Annotated in this window: 19 protein-coding genes and 2 tRNA genes; 14 read left to right on the top strand and 7 right to left on the bottom strand. The window is 36.2% G+C overall.

The features are described from left to right. The first annotated feature begins 72 nt into the window (after positions 1 to 72). From AC07VK_RS18250 to AC07VK_RS18215, 8 genes are all read left to right on the top strand, one after another. Entirely contained in the window at positions 73 to 375 is a 303-nt protein-coding gene (locus tag AC07VK_RS18250) for a hypothetical protein (protein ID WP_492955101.1), read from the top strand. Between the two features lie 793 nt (positions 376 to 1,168). Next, positions 1,169 to 1,250, top strand: a tRNA-Leu gene (locus AC07VK_RS18245). 654 nt (positions 1,251 to 1,904) lie between these two features. After that, a tRNA-Leu gene (locus AC07VK_RS18240) sits at positions 1,905 to 1,986 on the top strand. A gap of 175 nt (positions 1,987 to 2,161) precedes the next feature. Further along, entirely contained in the window at positions 2,162 to 3,514 is a 1,353-nt protein-coding gene (tig, locus tag AC07VK_RS18235) for a trigger factor (protein ID WP_492962286.1), read from the top strand. A gap of 52 nt (positions 3,515 to 3,566) precedes the next feature. Further along, complete coding sequence (locus AC07VK_RS18230; protein WP_492962284.1) at positions 3,567 to 3,923, top strand: four helix bundle protein; 357 nt, start codon at positions 3,567 to 3,569, stop codon at positions 3,921 to 3,923. A 157-nt stretch (positions 3,924 to 4,080) separates the two neighbouring features. Continuing rightward, positions 4,081 to 4,788 carry an ATP-dependent Clp endopeptidase proteolytic subunit ClpP gene (gene clpP, locus AC07VK_RS18225; RefSeq protein WP_057932889.1) on the top strand — a complete coding sequence of 236 codons (708 nt, stop codon included), beginning with the start codon at positions 4,081 to 4,083 and terminating at the stop codon, positions 4,786 to 4,788. Then, positions 4,772 to 6,010, top strand: a complete 1,239-nt coding sequence (gene clpX, locus AC07VK_RS18220) for an ATP-dependent Clp protease ATP-binding subunit ClpX (protein WP_492962282.1) — start codon at positions 4,772 to 4,774, stop codon at positions 6,008 to 6,010. Before clpP ends, clpX begins: the two co-directional genes overlap by 17 nt. A gap of 92 nt (positions 6,011 to 6,102) precedes the next feature. Then, a complete protein-coding gene (locus AC07VK_RS18215) occupies positions 6,103 to 6,966 on the top strand; it encodes an AMP nucleosidase (protein ID WP_492962280.1) in 864 nt (287 codons plus the stop codon). 276 nt (positions 6,967 to 7,242) lie between these two features. Here AC07VK_RS18215 and AC07VK_RS18210 read toward each other — a convergent pair whose 3' ends face one another. Then, positions 7,243 to 8,103: a sigma-70 family RNA polymerase sigma factor gene (locus AC07VK_RS18210; protein WP_010601359.1), complete on the bottom strand. Its 861-nt coding sequence runs from the start codon at positions 8,101 to 8,103 to the stop codon at positions 7,243 to 7,245. A 454-nt stretch (positions 8,104 to 8,557) separates the two neighbouring features. Here AC07VK_RS18210 and AC07VK_RS18205 point away from each other — a divergent pair, with 454 nt between their 5' ends. The 3 genes from AC07VK_RS18205 to AC07VK_RS18195 are packed head-to-tail and all read left to right on the top strand — an operon-like array spanning position 8,558 to position 9,952. After that, positions 8,558 to 9,115: a hypothetical protein gene (locus AC07VK_RS18205; RefSeq protein WP_492955104.1), complete on the top strand. Its 558-nt coding sequence runs from the start codon at positions 8,558 to 8,560 to the stop codon at positions 9,113 to 9,115. 1 nt (position 9,116) lies between these two features. Then, entirely contained in the window at positions 9,117 to 9,710 is a 594-nt protein-coding gene (locus AC07VK_RS18200; protein WP_492955105.1) for a hypothetical protein, read from the top strand. A 35-nt stretch (positions 9,711 to 9,745) separates the two neighbouring features. Continuing rightward, positions 9,746 to 9,952 (top strand): helix-turn-helix domain-containing protein, encoded by a 207-nt coding sequence (locus AC07VK_RS18195; RefSeq protein ID WP_492955106.1) that lies wholly within the window; start codon positions 9,746 to 9,748, stop codon positions 9,950 to 9,952. A gap of 315 nt (positions 9,953 to 10,267) precedes the next feature. Here AC07VK_RS18195 and sucC read toward each other — a convergent pair whose 3' ends face one another. From sucC to AC07VK_RS18165, 6 genes are all read right to left on the bottom strand, one after another. Then, positions 10,268 to 11,467: an ADP-forming succinate--CoA ligase subunit beta gene (sucC, locus tag AC07VK_RS18190; protein ID WP_492962278.1), complete on the bottom strand. Its 1,200-nt coding sequence runs from the start codon at positions 11,465 to 11,467 to the stop codon at positions 10,268 to 10,270. Between the two features lie 436 nt (positions 11,468 to 11,903). Further along, positions 11,904 to 12,212, bottom strand: coding sequence for a hypothetical protein (locus AC07VK_RS18185; RefSeq protein ID WP_492962276.1), 309 nt, complete (start codon positions 12,210 to 12,212; stop codon positions 11,904 to 11,906). A 172-nt stretch (positions 12,213 to 12,384) separates the two neighbouring features. Next, the gene (locus AC07VK_RS18180; protein WP_492962274.1) at positions 12,385 to 12,726 is read right to left on the bottom strand and encodes a hypothetical protein; all 342 of its coding nucleotides are present in this window, start codon (positions 12,724 to 12,726) and stop codon (positions 12,385 to 12,387) included. Positions 12,727 to 12,740: 14 nt separating this feature from the next. After that, a complete protein-coding gene (locus AC07VK_RS18175; protein WP_492962272.1) occupies positions 12,741 to 14,306 on the bottom strand; it encodes a DUF4153 domain-containing protein in 1,566 nt (521 codons plus the stop codon). A gap of 83 nt (positions 14,307 to 14,389) precedes the next feature. Further along, positions 14,390 to 14,686, bottom strand: coding sequence for a winged helix-turn-helix domain-containing protein (locus tag AC07VK_RS18170; protein ID WP_492955111.1), 297 nt, complete (start codon positions 14,684 to 14,686; stop codon positions 14,390 to 14,392). A 2-nt stretch (positions 14,687 to 14,688) separates the two neighbouring features. Then, complete coding sequence (locus AC07VK_RS18165; RefSeq protein ID WP_492962270.1) at positions 14,689 to 15,324, bottom strand: hypothetical protein; 636 nt, start codon at positions 15,322 to 15,324, stop codon at positions 14,689 to 14,691. Positions 15,325 to 15,669: 345 nt separating this feature from the next. On the opposite strand from AC07VK_RS18165, the gene AC07VK_RS18160 reads away from it, so the two are divergent. The 3 genes from AC07VK_RS18160 (at position 15,670) to AC07VK_RS18150 (ending at position 17,490) form a co-directional block, all read left to right on the top strand. Further along, on the top strand, positions 15,670 to 16,320 hold the full coding sequence (locus AC07VK_RS18160; RefSeq protein ID WP_492962268.1) for an ABC transporter ATP-binding protein: 651 nt from the start codon (positions 15,670 to 15,672) through the stop codon (positions 16,318 to 16,320). Between the two features lie 80 nt (positions 16,321 to 16,400). After that, positions 16,401 to 16,880 (top strand): hypothetical protein, encoded by a 480-nt coding sequence (locus AC07VK_RS18155; RefSeq protein ID WP_492962266.1) that lies wholly within the window; start codon positions 16,401 to 16,403, stop codon positions 16,878 to 16,880. A gap of 1 nt (position 16,881) precedes the next feature. Continuing rightward, positions 16,882 to 17,490 (top strand): HAD hydrolase-like protein, encoded by a 609-nt coding sequence (locus AC07VK_RS18150; protein WP_492962264.1) that lies wholly within the window; start codon positions 16,882 to 16,884, stop codon positions 17,488 to 17,490. The last annotated feature ends 1 nt before the right edge of the window (position 17,491 follow it).

Below are 17,491 nucleotides of genomic sequence, written 5' to 3'. Positions count from 1 at the left end.
TTTTTATAATTTGTAGCATAACGTTAAAACATCCCGTTATAATACCATTACATCACAACAAATCATAAACCAATGAAAAAAATATTAATATTATCGCTATTCGTAGCCGTAATTTCTGGTTGCAGTTCAATGAAAAACGGAGGAAACTCCACTACAGTTACTGCAAGTGGAACAATTGAAAAATTAGGCATGACTACGTTTCAATACGGTACGCATTTATTAAAAGCCGACAATAAAACTTATGCCTTAAAAAGTGCAAGCATAAATCTAGATACCTATTTAGATAAGAAGGTTACCATAAAGGGAAAAAAGGTTTCTGGTTATCCATTAGAAGGCGGGCCTGAATTTATCGATGTAACACTAGTGAAATTTTGATACTCTAGTTAAGGCAATAGCGTCATTCCCGTGAAAACCTCTCGTGTGGACACATTTTTCTTTGACTGGATTTGTTAGCTGCCTTGTCTAAGGCGATCGTCATGCTGAACTTGTTTCAGCATCTTTTTTGCTATTAAAAACATTCTGGTCCAAAAAGAACTACCGTTTACGCACAAGTATTGATTTTTGCCGCTCTTTGCCGCGGAGGCATGGTAGTTTTTCGCAGATCAAGTTGTTTTCATTTGTGCTCAAGAATGCTGGCGCATTTTGGAGCGCCAAAGTACCCAAAGCGCTTTGTCAATCCGGCAAGGTGGCTTCCCACTGCCCATGGCTCATCAAAAAAACAGCGGCACTTCCTTTTGTGTTCAATACCTTTTTAAAAGTTAGGAATCATGATTATTGAACACAAAACCACTGCATTTAAGGTTTAGTGGTGCTATTTCTTCTATTCTGCAACTGTTTTTTTGATTTTTCTGCCACTTGGGATTGACGACGTTCTTCGGCAAAGCCTGAACTTTATTAACGTTGGCTAGCAAAATGCATAAAAAACCCAAATCAAAACATGTGTCCACACGACAGGTAAAAAACGGGAATCCTAAAGCTTCACCCATAATTCATTAACTTTCTAATGCATTAAGATTGCCAGTCAGGCTGGCAATGAAGGACAGTGTTTAGGGGACTGCAAAGATGTATGCACGACCATTGAGCTTAATTTTGTTTCTTCACAAAGTATTGCAAAGATTTGATTATTCAATTTAGTTTCTATCTTTGCAATCCTTAAAACATCCTATCTGCGGAAGTGGCGTAATTGGTAGCCGCACCAGACTTAGGATCTGGCGCTTCACGGCGTGGGGGTTCGAGTCCCTTCTTCCGCACAACAAGATCAACCGTTCCGATTTAATATCAGAACGGTTTTTTTATGGCATAGGTAATTAATTTTGCAATTAGTGTTACTGCTCAGCTATTTTTAACCACAGACGAACACGGATGGTGCATTTGTTATAGATTCAATTATATAATTAATTGGTTTTCTTTCTATACACTGCAAAAAATAGCTAAAAGAAGATTTCCTGGCCGTCCCAGCGGGACGATTCCACGATAGCCAGTTGTAAAATTGGCGTTTTCGTTCCGTAGGAACGTTTGGTGTTTTAACCATTAATTCTTCACCTATCCTTGCCACCTAAACCTGATCGCAGTGGTTCCGATTTTTCATCGGAAAGAACGGAGAGCAGGGCTGCATTAGCCCAAACGCTACCGAGCTTGCTTTCCAAAAAAATAAATGCTTAATTTATGCTGAAAACAAAGGCTAAGTTTCATTACTCGTTAATCCTGCTTTAAGTTACAAGTCTTCGTGGTTTGTGTCCCTACAGACCATCAAAAAAACTTCTAATAGCCCTGTTATTAAAATTTTTCTCCTTAAAAATTAAAGAGTTAGCGGTTTTTGATCGAAATAATCAATAAAATATTGCCGATGCCTTTTGATTATTCAATCTTGTTTCTATCTTTGCAGTCCTTACAACATCCTAACTGCGGAAGTGGCGTAATTGGTAGCCGCACCAGACTTAGGATCTGGCGCTTCACGGCGTGGGGGTTCGAGTCCCTTCTTCCGCACAACAAGATAAAGGCCGTTCCGATTTAAAAATCGGAACGGTTTTGTTTTTAAAAACATTGATTAATAAAAATTGATGTGCTGTTTTAATTGAAGCGATATGTGCTGTTTGTCTCAAATCTCATATCTCGACACTCAAATCTAATCGCACATCTCAATACTCATATCTCAGAAAAAATGAATATTACACAGGAAAAAACCGGCAACTTAAATGCTGTTGTAAAAATCAAAATCGCACCTGCTGATTACACTGGAAAAGTAGAGAAAGCCATTAAAGATCAAGCTAAAAAAGCACAATTACCTGGTTTCCGTAAAGGAATGGTTCCTGCTGCCCATATTAAAAAGATGTATGGCAAAAGTATCTTGGTAGAAGAGGTTAACAACTTGTTGAACGATACTTTATCTAACTATATCGCCGAGCAAAAATTAGAAATTTTAGGTCAACCACTTCCTAAAATGGATGATGAGCGTGAATTTAAATGGGATAATACAGATGATTTCGAGTTTGATTATGAGTTAGGTTTAGCGCCTGCTTTTGATGTAAATCTTTCATCTAAAGATAAATTTACCGAATACGTAATTAAAGCTGATAAAGAAACTTTAGAAAGCCGTATCAAAAATATCCGTCGTAGTTATGGTAAAATGACCAATCCTGAGGTTTCTGCTGATGATGATGTACTTTACACCGAATTAACTCAGGTAGCTGCAGATGGCACTGCTGTTGAAGGCGGTATTACCAGTACAGCAACTGTTCGTTTAGATCAGATTAAAGATAAAAAAATCCTTAAATCGTTAATTGGTTTAAAGAAAGATGATGAAGTAACCATCGACATCCAAAAAGCATTAGAAGATGCTGCAGTAATTGCAAAAGCTTTAAATATTTCGGAAGAAGAAGCTGCTGGGTTAAAAGCAAACTTTAAACTTCATGTTAAAAACGTTAACCGTTTAGAAGAGTCAGATTTAAACCAAGAGTTTTTTGATAAATTATTTGGAGAAGGTACTGTAACTGACGAAGCTGGTTTCAGAGCAAAAATTACTGAAGAAGTAGAAGGTATGTTTAAACAAGATGCTGAGCGTAAATTATCAAATGATATTTATGAGGCACTTTTAACTAAACACAACTTCGAACTGCCTGATGAATTTTTACGTCGCTGGTTAAAAGCTACAAACGAAAAACTAACCGACGAAGAGTTGGCAGAAGGTTATGATGATTTCGCTAAAAACCTTAAATGGACTTTAATCGAAAACAAAATCATTAAAGATAACAGTATCGAAATTAAATATGAGGATGTAGTTCAGGCAGCAAAGGCTAAATTAGATGCACAGTTTAGGATGTACAGCCCAAGCCCACTTCCTGAGGATCAATTGGCTCAATATGCCGTTCAGTTTTTACAGGAAAAAGAAAATGCAAACCGTGTTTTCGAAGAAGTAAAAGCATTAAAAACTTTCGAACAAATCAAATCTGTTGTTACTTTAGAGCAAAAAGATATTGATTACGATAAGTTTATTGCGCTGGATAAAAAAGCATAGGGCAGAGTGCCTCGTGATTTTAATGTCATAATATAAAATCTTATTTTGTCTTATGGCAAAATTTAGATTTCAAGACTTGCTAATTTGGCAGAGAGCTATAATTGTAGGTAATAAGTTAATTGACATTTCTGAGAAATTAGAAGAAATAAAAAAGTATAGATTTGCAGAGCAGCTTCGCGGAGCTGCTCTTAGCGTATCTAATAATATTGCAGAAGGTTCGGGATCTAATTCTACACCTGATTTTAGGAGGTTTTTGAACTTTGCGCATCGATCTGTTTTTGAGAATGCTAATATCCTTTTGGTTTTGAATTTAAGGCTACTGATTTCTGACAAGGATTTGGCAGATTTATTAGAAGATTTAGATATTTTAGCAAGGATGATTTCTAGCTTCTCTAAAAGTTTGAAATAACAAGCGTGCTATATTGTCATGGATTTTGATGTGGTATACTCTTTGTCTAAACCAGTACATAATTGAAATATTATTTATATTTTGGTTTTTTATTATTCACGAAACTATGGGGAACAGGAAATTAAAACTCTATGCCCTCTGCTAAAAAACTCATACAATGAACATAGATTCACAAGAATTCAGAAAATTTGCCGTTAAACATCAGGGGATTGGCGGTTTACATGTAGATAAATTTATTGCTCAGGCTAATCTGAACCCTAAGAGCATGACACCGTATATTATTGAAGAACGCCAGTTGAATGTAGCACAAATGGATGTTTTCTCGAGGTTAATGATGGACCGTATTATCTTTTTAGGTGATGCGATTTACGATCAGAATGCCAATATTATTCAGGCTCAGTTGTTGTTTTTGCAATCAACAGATGCTGATAGAGATATTCAGATCTACATTAACTCGCCAGGTGGCTCAGTTTATGCAGGTTTAGGTATTTATGATACCATGCAATATATACAACCAGATGTAGCTACAATTTGTACAGGTATGGCCGCATCAATGGGGGCAGTTTTATTGGTAGCAGGCGCAAAAGGAAAACGTGCTGCATTACCTCACTCAAGAGTAATGATTCACCAACCTTCGGGAGGCGCACAAGGTGTAGCATCTGATATGGAGATCAACTTGAGAGAGATGTTGAAATTGAAAAAAGAATTATACGATATTATTTCAGAGCACTCTGGGCAAACATATGATTGGGTAGAGAAAGCTTCAGATCGCGATTACTGGATGACAGCTGACGAGGCAAAAGGATTTGGTATGGTTGATGAAGTGTTATCGAGAAACGCAAAAAAAGATGGCGAAACAAAATAAAGAATCCCGTTGTTCATTCTGCCATTCTGGCAAGCATGAAACGTTAATGTTGATTGAAGGTATGGATGCGTTTATCTGCGATAAATGTGTAACCCAGGCCAATCAATTGCTTGCGCAAGAATTAGGGACCAAAGGGACAAAAAATATTCAAGAGGCGATAAACTTATTAAAGCCTCTTGAAATTAAACAGCATCTTGATCAGTATGTTATTGGTCAGGATGATGCTAAAAAGGTATTATCCGTTGCCGTTTACAATCACTACAAACGTTTAAATCAAAAGGTTGATAAAGACGAGATTGAGATCGAAAAATCAAATATCATGTTAGTGGGCGAAACCGGTACCGGTAAAACACTTTTGGCCAAAACCATTGCTAAAATTTTGCATGTGCCATTCTGTATCTGCGATGCAACTGTTTTAACAGAAGCAGGTTATGTAGGTGAAGATGTTGAAAGTATTTTAACGCGCTTGCTCCAGGCTGCTGATTATGATGTAACGGCTGCCGAACGCGGTATCGTTTACATTGATGAGGTAGATAAAGTAGCGCGTAAAAGTGATAACCCTTCCATTACACGTGATGTATCGGGAGAAGGTGTTCAGCAGGCTTTATTGAAAATTTTAGAGGGTACAGTTGTAAACGTTCCACCTCAGGGCGGACGTAAGCACCCAGATCAGAAAATGATCCCGGTAAACACGAATAATATTCTATTTATCTGTGGTGGGGCATTTGATGGTATTGAACGTAAAATAGCCAACCGTTTACGTACGCAGGCTGTAGGTTATAAAGTAAAGAAAGATGAGACAGTTTTAGATCTTAAAAATCTTTATAAGTATATTACACCTCAGGATTTGAAATCTTTTGGATTAATTCCAGAATTAATTGGTCGTATACCGGTTCTTTCTCACTTAAACCCATTGGATAAAGAATCTTTAAGAAACATTTTAACCGCACCTAAAAACTCATTGATCAAGCAATATGTGAAGCTTTTTGCCTACGAAGACGTAAAGCTTGTTTTTGATGAAGATGTTTTAAATTTTATTGTAGATAAAGCAATGGAATATAAACTGGGCGCACGTGGTTTAAGATCGATCTGTGAAGCGATTATGTTGGATGCGATGTTCGATACACCAACGCAGACGGATGTCAAGGAACTGCACATCAGTCTCGATTACGCGATAGAGAAATTTGAAAAGGCCGACTTTAAAAAGTTACAGGCCGCTTAAAAATTCAATCCTCTCGCGAAAGCGGGGGGATTTTTTTTTAATACAATATTGTTAACGCTAAGCGCCAGGCGCTATGCTCAAAACTAAAGAATATGAACGAAGAAAAAGACGTAAAAAAAGACGATGAAATAGTAGAGAAATCGAAAAAAGTAAAAGAGGTAGAAACTCCCGTTAAATCAGGATTAAAATCGAAAGATGAAATTGTTAAAAATTGGCTGCCACGTTATACCGGCAGGCCCTTAGATCAATTTGGCGATTATATTCTGTTAACAAACTTCAGTAAATATGTAACCATGTTTTCCGAATGGAACGATAATGCACCGGTTATGGGGTTAGATAAACCTATGCAAAGCGTTACGGCAAATGGCATTACCATTATCAACTTTGGCATGGGGAGCCCATTAGCAGCAACAATGATGGACTTATTAACCGCCATTAAGCCTAAAGCCGTTTTATTTTTAGGTAAATGTGGTGGTTTGAAGAAAAAAAACCAGTTGGGCGATTTAATTTTACCCATTGCTGCAATCAGGGGAGAAGGTACTTCAAATGATTACCTTCCGGCAGAAGTACCTGCCTTGCCAGCTTTCGCCTTACAAAAAGCGATTTCGACAACGATACGCGATCATGGCAGAGATTATTGGACCGGAACCTGTTATACCACCAACCGCAGGGTTTGGGAGCACGACAAAGAGTTTAAAAAGTATTTGAAAACTTTAAGGGCAATGGCTGTAGATATGGAAACTGCTACAATTTTTACTACGGCCTTTGCAAACAAAATTCCAGCTGGCGCATTGTTGTTAGTTTCCGATCAGCCGATGATTCCTGAAGGTGTTAAAACGGCAGAAAGCGATAGCAGCGTAACCGAAAAATATGTAGAAACGCATTTAAGAATTGGTATTGATTCGTTGAAACAGTTAATTAATAACGGATTGACGGTGAAACATTTGTTGTTTTAACCTGCGATAACAAGATCCTGAACTTGTTTTATTAGTCGTTATTATTGTTTTAAAGGCCTAATAGCTACTTCGTGGTCAGAATCTTTAGTTTGAGGTACTTTTTAAGATAGATGCAGAAATAAATTCAGCATGACGCAGAGAAGAATTATTTTAACGATGTTTCGTCATCCTGAACTTGTTTCAGGATCCTTAATAAGCTCAATTAGCATAAATAGTATAAACAAAAAAAGATCGGCCAATAGCCGATCTTTTTTTGTTTATATGAATTCAAATCTCCTATCCTAAATAAGATTTTAAGATTTTACTTCTTGATGTATGACGTAAACGCTGTAAGGCTTTATCCTTAATCTGACGAACACGTTCACGGGTTAAATTAAATTTCTCGCCAATTTCTTCCAGAGAAAGGGGGTGGTTAGAACCTAAGCCGAAGAACAAAACGATAATTTCTCTTTCTCTTTCGGTTAACGTAGATAAAGAACGTTTAATTTCTTCTGATAAAGATTCATTAATCAATGAGCTATCTGTATTTGGTTCGTGGTTTTCCAATACATCTAATAATGTATTTTCTTCACCTTGAACAAAAGGAGCATCCATTGATACGTGGCGGCCCGAATTACTAAGTGTGTCCGAAATTTTATCCACTGTTGTTTCTAAAATATCGGCAAGTTCTTCAGGAGAAGGCTCACGTTCGTATTCTTGCTCTAATTTAGAGAAAGCTTTACTGATTTTGCTTAACGAGCCTACCTGGTTTAAAGGTAAACGTACAATACGGCTTTGCTCGGCAATGGCCTGCAGAATAGATTGACGAATCCACCAAACGGCATAAGAAATAAATTTGAAACCTTTGGTCTCATCAAAACGTTTTGCCGCTTTAATTAAACCCAGGTTACCTTCATTGATTAAATCGCCTAAGGTTAAGCCCTGATTTTGATATTGTTTTGCAACAGATACAACGAAACGCAAGTTGGTCTTAGTCAATCGCTCTAATGCAGCCTGATCGCCCTCACGAATCTTCCTTGCTAAAATTACTTCCTCTTCTGCTGTTATTAAATCTACTTTGCCAATTTCGTGTAGGTATTTATCTAATGACTGACTTTCACGGTTGGTAATGGATTGCGTTATCTTGAGTTGTCTCATTTATACGAATTGTGTGCTCTTTAATTATTGAGTGTGCAAAGTTACGAAATTGTATAGCAATCCGAAAGGATAAAATGCTGAAAATGTTACTGTTTGCACAAGTTTTTTACAGTTTTACTTACAGCAAAAATCATTCCAAACAAAATTCTGCCATTGTATGTCTGAATAACTGCATTATGATTGTTTTTCGAATATTATTTATTGTAAATCGATAAATATATTTTGAATTATAATAATTTATTATTTATGTTTGTACGATAAATGATTGAATAAATATGACGTTTCTTAATTTTTCAACTATTTAAAGTAAAAAACAAAAGCCATTCTTATTAGGTGTTTTCGACTATGTAATTTTTGTCAGGTTGCATGTATAAAAATCAAAACAAGAAATCGGCTTACATATTTAAACAGTAAATTAAATCTCAGGTATTACATTTTAAACTGGTATGTAATTATGGAAATTAAAATAACAACCAATCAGATTTTGAAAGTATTACAGGTACTTTCCTGGATAATTTTTATGGGGCTATGTGTCGAAGCCGGTGGGGTAATTGTTAATACAATTATTACAACGTTTATAAACCCGCAGGGTGTGAGGAACTTTTGGAACGGAGCAGATTATTTGTCAAGTGTTTACGAATTTGATCAGGGGTATTTCCTGGTCATTACACTCCTTATGATTATTGTTGCTGTGTTAAAAACAATCATGTTCTATCTAATTGTGAAACTGTTTATTGATAAAAAACTCAGTATTTCTCAGCCTTTCAGTATAGAATTGAAGCATTTTATTTTGATACAGGTTTTTTTAGCGCTTGGAATAGGTTTTTTTGCCCGTTTAGGCTATAAGTATACGGTTTGGCTTACAGAACATGGCGTTATGGCCGCTAATCTCCAATCGTTAAATATGGATGGAGCTGATGTGTGGTTTTTTATGGCTATTGTGCTTTTTATAATTGTACAGGTTGTAAACAGAGGGATAGAAATTCAACAAGAAAACGATTTAACGATATAGTATGAACAAAATTTTAAGCGTTTTTAAGTACGCTGGTTTTAGCTTGGTTTTTATAGCGATAATATCTGTTGCCAACCACATAATTTCGGCCGTTAGTAATTTTAATAACGGATTACTTTCGATTAGTTTGATTGAGAACGATGTAAGACAAGAGGTGAAAATAGTTAATGACGCTAAATTTATCAACAGTCACTTAGGTGTATACGAATTTAAGCCTACTTTAATGGAAGCTATTATTTTATCAGAAAGAGGGATTGATAATATTGGGCCAAATGTAGTTTTTTATCTGATTTTAGGAGCCGCTATTATTGTTGTTGCATATGTTAAGCCTAAATCAGTCGAAAATTTAACTGAGAACAGACTATGGCAGCTTGTGGCTGCCGGTGGAATTCTGTTTCTTTCTTTGAAATTTTTAACTAAGTTTTTGATTGATGAGTATATAGGGAATTTAACTCATAATGCATTTAAATATTATTATCCAGCTGATGGATCTTTTAATCTTAATATATTATCGCTCATAGCAATACTCAGTGTGATTTATGAGTTGCTTTCTTATTCCAGAAAGCTTAAAGCAGAAAACGATTTAACCATTTAGGTTAACCGAAACATTCCTAACTTTAGCGATTCAAAATGCCCATAATAATCAACTTAGATGTAATGCTTGCCAGGCGTAAAATGTCGTTAACTGAATTAAGTGAGCGGGTGGGGATTACGATGTCTAATTTGTCGATACTTAAAACAGGTAAGGCCAAAGCAATCCGCTTTGAAACACTGGAGGCGATTTGTGGCGTGCTGGATTGCCAGCCCGGAGATATTTTGGAATTCCGCGCAGATTAACTTCCGAAGTACGACGGACTCATGTTAAATAAACCTGATCGAACGGAAATACTTTTTGTTGCCAGGCCTTCGACTCCGCTCAGACTGACAATCACAAAAAGACTGTTTGATAGCATGGCTTTCGTAACCGAAAAGAATTGAACCCCTCATTTTCAAAATAACACCAGGTAACAATGTTAAAAATAGAGGGCTGCTGTAATAATAGTTTAAAGAAACACCCCGTGCTGCGGACACGCCTCTAAAAGAGGGGAATAAAAAAAACCTTCCAGTTTTCACTGAAAGGTTTGTACAATATGATTAAATGCTTTAAGCTTATTACGCTTGTTCAGCCAATACTTTAGTTACTAAATCAGCTGCTTCTTTTAAAGCGATTGCTGAGTAAACCTGAAGGCCAGACTCATCAATTAATTTTTTAGCCTCTTCTGCGTTGGTACCTTGTAAGCGGCAGATAATTGGCACTGGAATGTTACCGATTTCTTTATAAGCATCAATTACACCTTGGGCAACACGGTCGCAACGTACAATACCACCAAAAATGTTGATCAAAATTGCTTTAACGTTAGGGTCTTTCAAAATGATGTTGAAAGCCGCTTTAACGGTTTGTGCATTAGCAGTTCCGCCAACGTCTAAGAAGTTAGCAGGCTCACCACCGGCCAGTTTAATAATATCCATGGTAGCCATAGCTAAACCAGCACCGTTAACCATACAACCTACGTTACCATCGAGGTTAACGAAATTTAGGTTAGATGCACTTGCTTCAACTTCCATCGGATCTTCTTCCGTAACATCGCGCATTGCTGCATAATCAGGGTGACGGAATAAACCGTTTTCATCCAGATTTACTTTAGCATCAACTGCAATTACTTTATCATCAGAAGTTTTTAATACCGGGTTGATTTCGAACATTGAAGAATCGGTTGCTTCGTAAGCTTTGTATAAAGCAGTTACAAACTTAACCATCTCTTTAAAAGCATTACCGCTTACACCTAAGTTGAAAGCAATTTTACGTGCCTGGAAACCTTGCAAACCAACTTTAGGATCGATTTCTTCTTTGAAAATTAAGTGTGGCGTGTGCTCTGCAACTTCTTCGATATCCATACCGCCTTCGGTACTGTACATGATAATATTACGGCCTTTTGCACGGTCTAACAATACAGAGATGTAGAATTCTTTGGTTTCAGAAGCACCTGGATAATAAACATCCTGAGCTACCAAAATCTTATTCACCAATTTACCTTCAGGGCCGGTTTGAGGAGTAACCAATTGCATACCAATAATATCGGTTGCACGTTGTTTAACTTCTTCCAGGTTTTTGGCTAGTTTAACGCCACCACCTTTACCGCGACCACCAGCGTGGATTTGCGCTTTAATTACAACCCAGTCAGAATTGTAATCTATTTTCAGTTGCTTAGCAGCCTCAACAGCTTGCTCAGGAGTATCGGCAACTATTCCTTCTTGAACGTTAACACCGAAACTTTTTAATATTTGTTTACCCTGGTATTCGTGAATATTCATCTGTTTATATTTTTGTCTTTATCTGTCAGATGGAGCCTATTACAATTAAAATATTATTTTAATCGCATCGGGTTCATTTGCTACAAAATTTGCCCAAAGCTACAATTTCAAACCCTTTAAACAAATAGCAATCGCCGATTTTTTCAGAAAATGAACGTTTTATGTTAATCGGGAAATTAGTGCCTTTAATGGGCACTGTTTTATGGTGTCCGCTGATTTCGCAGATATGTGCAGAGATTTTTTATTTGAAAGTGAAGGCCAGGTTCTCCGTGGCGGCTGGCGGCCCTGCTTTCCGCTATAAGTCCTCACTACGCTCCGGGCTTACCGCTGCTATCAGGCTTAAAAACAAAGTTAGTTCCTGTCAAATGCAAAAAAAAATATTTCAGCTGCGCTAATTATCTTAAATCTGTGTGAACAAAACGGTTAATAGTGTCCGTTAACTTCCTGCAAAAGGTGTTCCGAATATACCAACAGCTAATTCTGCCCAGATAAGGAATAAGGCCAGTAAAATAACAACGAGTATTATTGTTCTCAGGGTGCCTGTTTTTAAGTTTCTGATTACAAGTTCAATAGCTAAACCTGTACTTGTTAATAATATGCCAGCAATTATAAAATCGGATAGTGTCCAGTCCACTTCATTAGTAAACTGCATGGCTATTAAAGGAATAGCTAATATTGATGCTATTACGCTTAAAATGATGGTAATTCTTAATTTGCCTGAATTTAATGTTTCTTGATTTTTCATGATTTTATATTTTAATATACGTTTTAAATGGATAATTAAATAATTTTTTAGTTGCCCTGATGCACTTCGCATCAGGGAGCTAAGGGTTGAGCGGTTAATTATAAAATGATTTGCAAAACGGCTTTAACTTTCTTGATTTGCCCGTGCAATTGGAATAAGTATTTGTGTCTCCTTAAAATTGCCGTTTTCTACTTAATTCTGCTATTGAAAGAGATTGGCCATTTTTTATTAAAACAACTAAATTGAAATGATCAAGATATCTTATGCCGTTGTTTCGAATGTTTCTTAAATCTATTTTTAACTTGCATTTAAGCTTACTTATCTCAATATAGGGGGCAACAATCAGTATATGATCTAGATCTAAATTTTCAATCTTGGTGAAATCAATACTTTGTGCTGAAACAATCTGATCGATTATGCAATGGCTTAGTGTTTTGCTAGAACTCAATTGATAGAGATAATTCCAGCCGAACAGTCCAACGATCAAAATGATAAGAAATGCTTTTGCTTTCATGATTTCTGACGCTATTATTTTTTACTTACACCAAAATATTCTGCCGCATTCCAATCTTGTAAATTCCACGATGACCAGCCCGATTTCTCGTAACGTTCTTTAAAATAGCCAATCCGTTGGTCTAATTTTCTCATTAGCGCTTCTTCAGACTGATCTACTTTGGCAATCTCTGAATCGTTATTGGTAGTAGGATGGATTTTTGACCGGTTTTTATCTAAGAAAGGAAGCGTTTTTTCGGATAGAGAAATTAAATAATAAGGATCGATAGCAACAGCATCTACATGCTTTATATTGTATTTAACGATGAAAACATCCCAATTAATGGTGCTAAAAGCAAGTAGTAAGGCAAACCAGATGTTTCCGTTTACTTTAAATAGGTAAAATATGGTTTTCTGCTTAGCTACCTTTAAATAAACAGTGGCCAAACCAATGATACAGAGAATGGCAAATACCAATACACCGATTCTTTTATGTGTTAAACCATGAAATTCGATATAATAACCATCGCGGATCAATACCGAGATGATCAGGATAAAATTTTGAATCATCCAGGTAAAGGCAAGTGCCCTTAACGTTTTGCTTTTACGGTAAAAATTTAGATTCCCCCTAAAAAAGTAAAGGATTACAGCCATGGCCATTACAATACTAAAGATCAATGTATTGGTGCCCTGGTGTAGCGCTCCAGAGAAATTTCCCGAAGGTTTATAGCCAAACCAAAGCGTGGTAATATCGATCACATTTAATAACAGCAATAAGAGGTTAAGGGCAACAAAGGAAATTACCCCAATAATATATTCGGTTTTTAAAGCCATTTTCCTTGTTAAGAGGTTGCCGCTAAATGTTTCTACAATGTGGTACCAAATCGTTTTTTGACCTAATTTCCTCCTAATCCTTACTAATTGTTCCTTGCATTTCAGTTCTGCTTTTTCTAAACTTTTATCAAAAAAAGCGAGTAATAAACCTCCGGTTAAGGCTAATCCAAAGCAGAAATGTATGATGCGTTCGATACTTAAATCTTTGAAAAAGAAATGGAGGATATCTTCAAAAAACTGACCAATATGAGTTAATACACTTTCGGCATAATGTGCAAAAACATCATTGGCTGCAGAATATAAACATGCAAAAAAGATTACGGCAATAACAGGAATAAAAATGTACTTAATTAATTTGAAAACAGGTTTCAGGTTAAAATTGCCTATGCTTATTTTACTCAAATTTTGCACCGCATTAAAAGGAACCGTAATCATTTGTAAAATACTGGCAAGAAAAGCAGTAAAAATTGTTCTGATCTGCTGGTTATGACTAAAACCGATAAATAATAGCAAACTGATGTAATAGGTGGCAACAGATAAATCAGAGTTGTTAACCACTACCAGCACTGCTGCTAAAAGATGTGCTAAACCGTAAATTTTTAGTTTGGCACTTTTAACTACATCTGGGTTAATAAAGGTAGTAGCCAATAAGTAAATGCTGTAGATGAGCAAATTGAGCGCTAATCTTTCCTTCCAAAAGAGAAAAGTAAACAGTAGGCCACCCAGCAGAACAGAGAGTGATAAGAGGTTGGATCTATTTTTCATCATGATATGATAATGGTTTATAAATTTTAAGTTTATATTTTTTAAAAGTGCTTTGAATTTCAAAGTATATAATCAAAAAAAATGATCTATAGTTTTTTGATCATTTTTTCAAGTGCATCTAAATGTGCTTTAAAGGCCTGTTTGCCCAAAGGCGTAATGGCGTAGGTGGTACTGGTTTTTCTGCCGATAAAACCTTTGTGTACCTTGATAAATTCTGCCTGCTCTAATGTATTCAGGTGTGAGGCCAGGTTTCCATCTGTTAATTCGAGCATCTGTTTCAGGTCGTTAAAGCCAACTTCATCGTTTACCACCAGGATAGACATTACGCCTAACCTGATCCGGCTATCGAATATTTTATTTAAATCTGCTATCGGGTTTTTCATCCTTACTGACCTCTCTCATATTTAAAATACATTAAAAGACCATAAACAATGTGCAATATACCAAAGCCAAAAGCCCAAAAAATTAAGCCGTAACCTACGTAAAACATGCAGATTAATCCAAGTATTACTTCGCAAAGCCCCAGGTAGCGGATGTCGCTGTAGGTATATTTACTGGCATTAATAAGCGCCAAACCATAAAAAATTAAACAGCTTGGTGCAACAATAGCATAAGTGTTCGGATGGTTAATCAATAAAGCAATAATAAATAAACCTCCAGCAACCAATGGAACAAATAAATTAATTAAAAGTGATTTAGAGGTTTTATCCCAGATTGGAAGATTGTTTTTCTGACTTTTTCTATAGGTAAATAAAATGCCGCCGGCCAATGCGATCACCAAAACAAAAATACCAAGTTTTATAAGGTTAAATTCCAGGTCCATTTCTCCGCCAACACCGTAAGCGTAGCCACGTTTGTCGATGAACTTATTAATTTCGTCATTGGCAAAATAAGCCCCAATTAAAGCGATAACGCCTGCAAAAACACCAGATAAACCGCTCAAAGAAATAAATCTCGATGACCTGTCCATCATTTGTCTGATATCTTTTAAGGCATTTAATTGTTCTTCTTGAGTGCTCATTTTAAAAGTGCTTTGTTTTTCAAAGTTAAGTAGAAAATTGATATATGCAAATCTTTTTTTGTTTTTAATTGGTTGATACTAATGGCCAGATAGCTCATGGTTAGATAGTTCATAGCCTGGGTGTGTAAGAAACGCATTTAATGAATTACCAATAATGAATTTCCAATGGATTATCGCCTGTTGAACTATCGCTAAAGAACTACTCAGATTAGGAACTAATTAATTTGTAATAATCAATGGACTAAAATCTGGTACACTATTGGCTAATGAACAATTAGACTATTAACCAATAAACCATTGACGATGAACTATTGAACTAACCAACCATTTTACTAAATTTGAAGCATGCTAAAAGCCACTGGAATAAGAAAATCGTACGGAAATCTACAAATTTTAAAAGGCGTAAATTTTGAAGTGCAAAAAGGGGAGATTGTAAGTATTATTGGCCCATCTGGTGCAGGTAAAAGTACTTTATTGCATATTTTAGGAACATTGGATAAACCCGATGCCGGGTCTGTAGAACTAAAAGGTACTATTGTTAATAAATTGAATGGCGATCTGTTGAGTACTTTTAGAAATCAGAACATCGGTTTTGTATTTCAGTTTCATCATTTGCTGCCAGAATTTAGTGCCATTGAAAATATCTGCATTCCGGCTTTCATCGCCAAAACCAATAAAAAACAGGCCGAAAGCAGGGCATTTGAACTGTTAGATCTGTTTGGGTTAAAAGACAGGGCACAGCATAAGCCCAATCAACTCTCTGGCGGTGAGCAGCAACGTATAGCCATTGCAAGAGCGCTGATCAATAATCCTTCAATTATATTGGCCGATGAACCCTCAGGGAATTTAGACTCTGAAAATGCAGCCGGATTACATCAGCTGTTTGTAAGTTTGCGCGATAATTTCCATCAAACCTTTGTAATTGTTACGCACAATGAACACCTTGCAAAAACCAGCGACCGTGTGGTAAGTATGAAGGATGGCTTAATTGTATAAGATCATGATCTGCCCTAACTAGGCATTTGATCATTCACTCATTCTATCAATCACTAATTTATTCATTCAATCATTATACTTTGAAAATACTGATAACAGGAGGCAACAATGCCAAGGCTTTAAAACTGATGAAAGCGTTTCCCCGTCATTTTGTTTTACTTGCCGATTATGGCGATGTTCCAGGAATTGTAACTGAAAATTATGCCTTTTCATCCTTAGGTGTATTAAATAAAGACAGTATCGCTCATATTCTATTAAATTTTTGCATTACCGAGGCCATAGATTGTATTATCCCTTTGCACGATTTTGAACTAGAGCCACTGGCCAAATCTGCTGTGCTTTTTGGTGAGTATGGTATTCAGGTACTATTACCTGATGCAGATGTAATTGCTGACTATACAACGGAAGAAAAGGTTGCTTATCAAAATTTTGCGGTATTTATTCACGGCGATCAGATTTTTTCAACCGGAGAGGGGGCTCTGCCTACAAATGTATCTCCTAAATTAAACGGGGTATTTGGTTATAACGATGCTGATGATTTAAAACTTTTTACAATTTAATATGGATGCTTATCAACATGTTAAGGACAAGCAGATCGTAATTTTTGAATTGGACGATGTGTTATTTCCGGAGAAAGATTATTTGCTACAGGTTTATTATCTGTTTGCTCAGTTTATAGAATATACCGAGCAGAAAAGTGCGCAGCCTATTATAGAATTTATGCGTGCAACGTACGAAAGTAATGGTACTGAAAAGCTTTTTGAGAAAACAGCAGATCAGTTTGCCATTGATATGAAGTATAAGCATAATTTTGATCTTCTACATCAGAATGCCCGTTTACCTTTAAAACTTTTGCTTTATAAAAATATGCTCGGGTTTATGCAGGAACTTGTGGTAGACCGCAAACAAATATTTATTGTAACTATCGGCAACCTTGAGCAACAACTCAATAAAATTAGGCAAACAGAGTGGAATGGGCTAGAGCAATATCTTACCGTATACTTTGCAGAGGAGCTAGGCTTAACCAAAGCAGAAATTTTTCAGAACATATTAAACAACAGTAATTTATCCGCTAACCAAGCGTTAGTTGTTGGTGCAAATAAATTTGATGAGCAACAATCTAAATTAATTAATTTGCCGTATATTGTGTCACTAGAAATTTACAAATAAA

The sequence above is a fragment of the Pedobacter sp. GW821-FHT01D05 genome (assembly GCF_059422505.1).
This window is presented reverse-complemented; position numbering and strand designations above follow the sequence as displayed.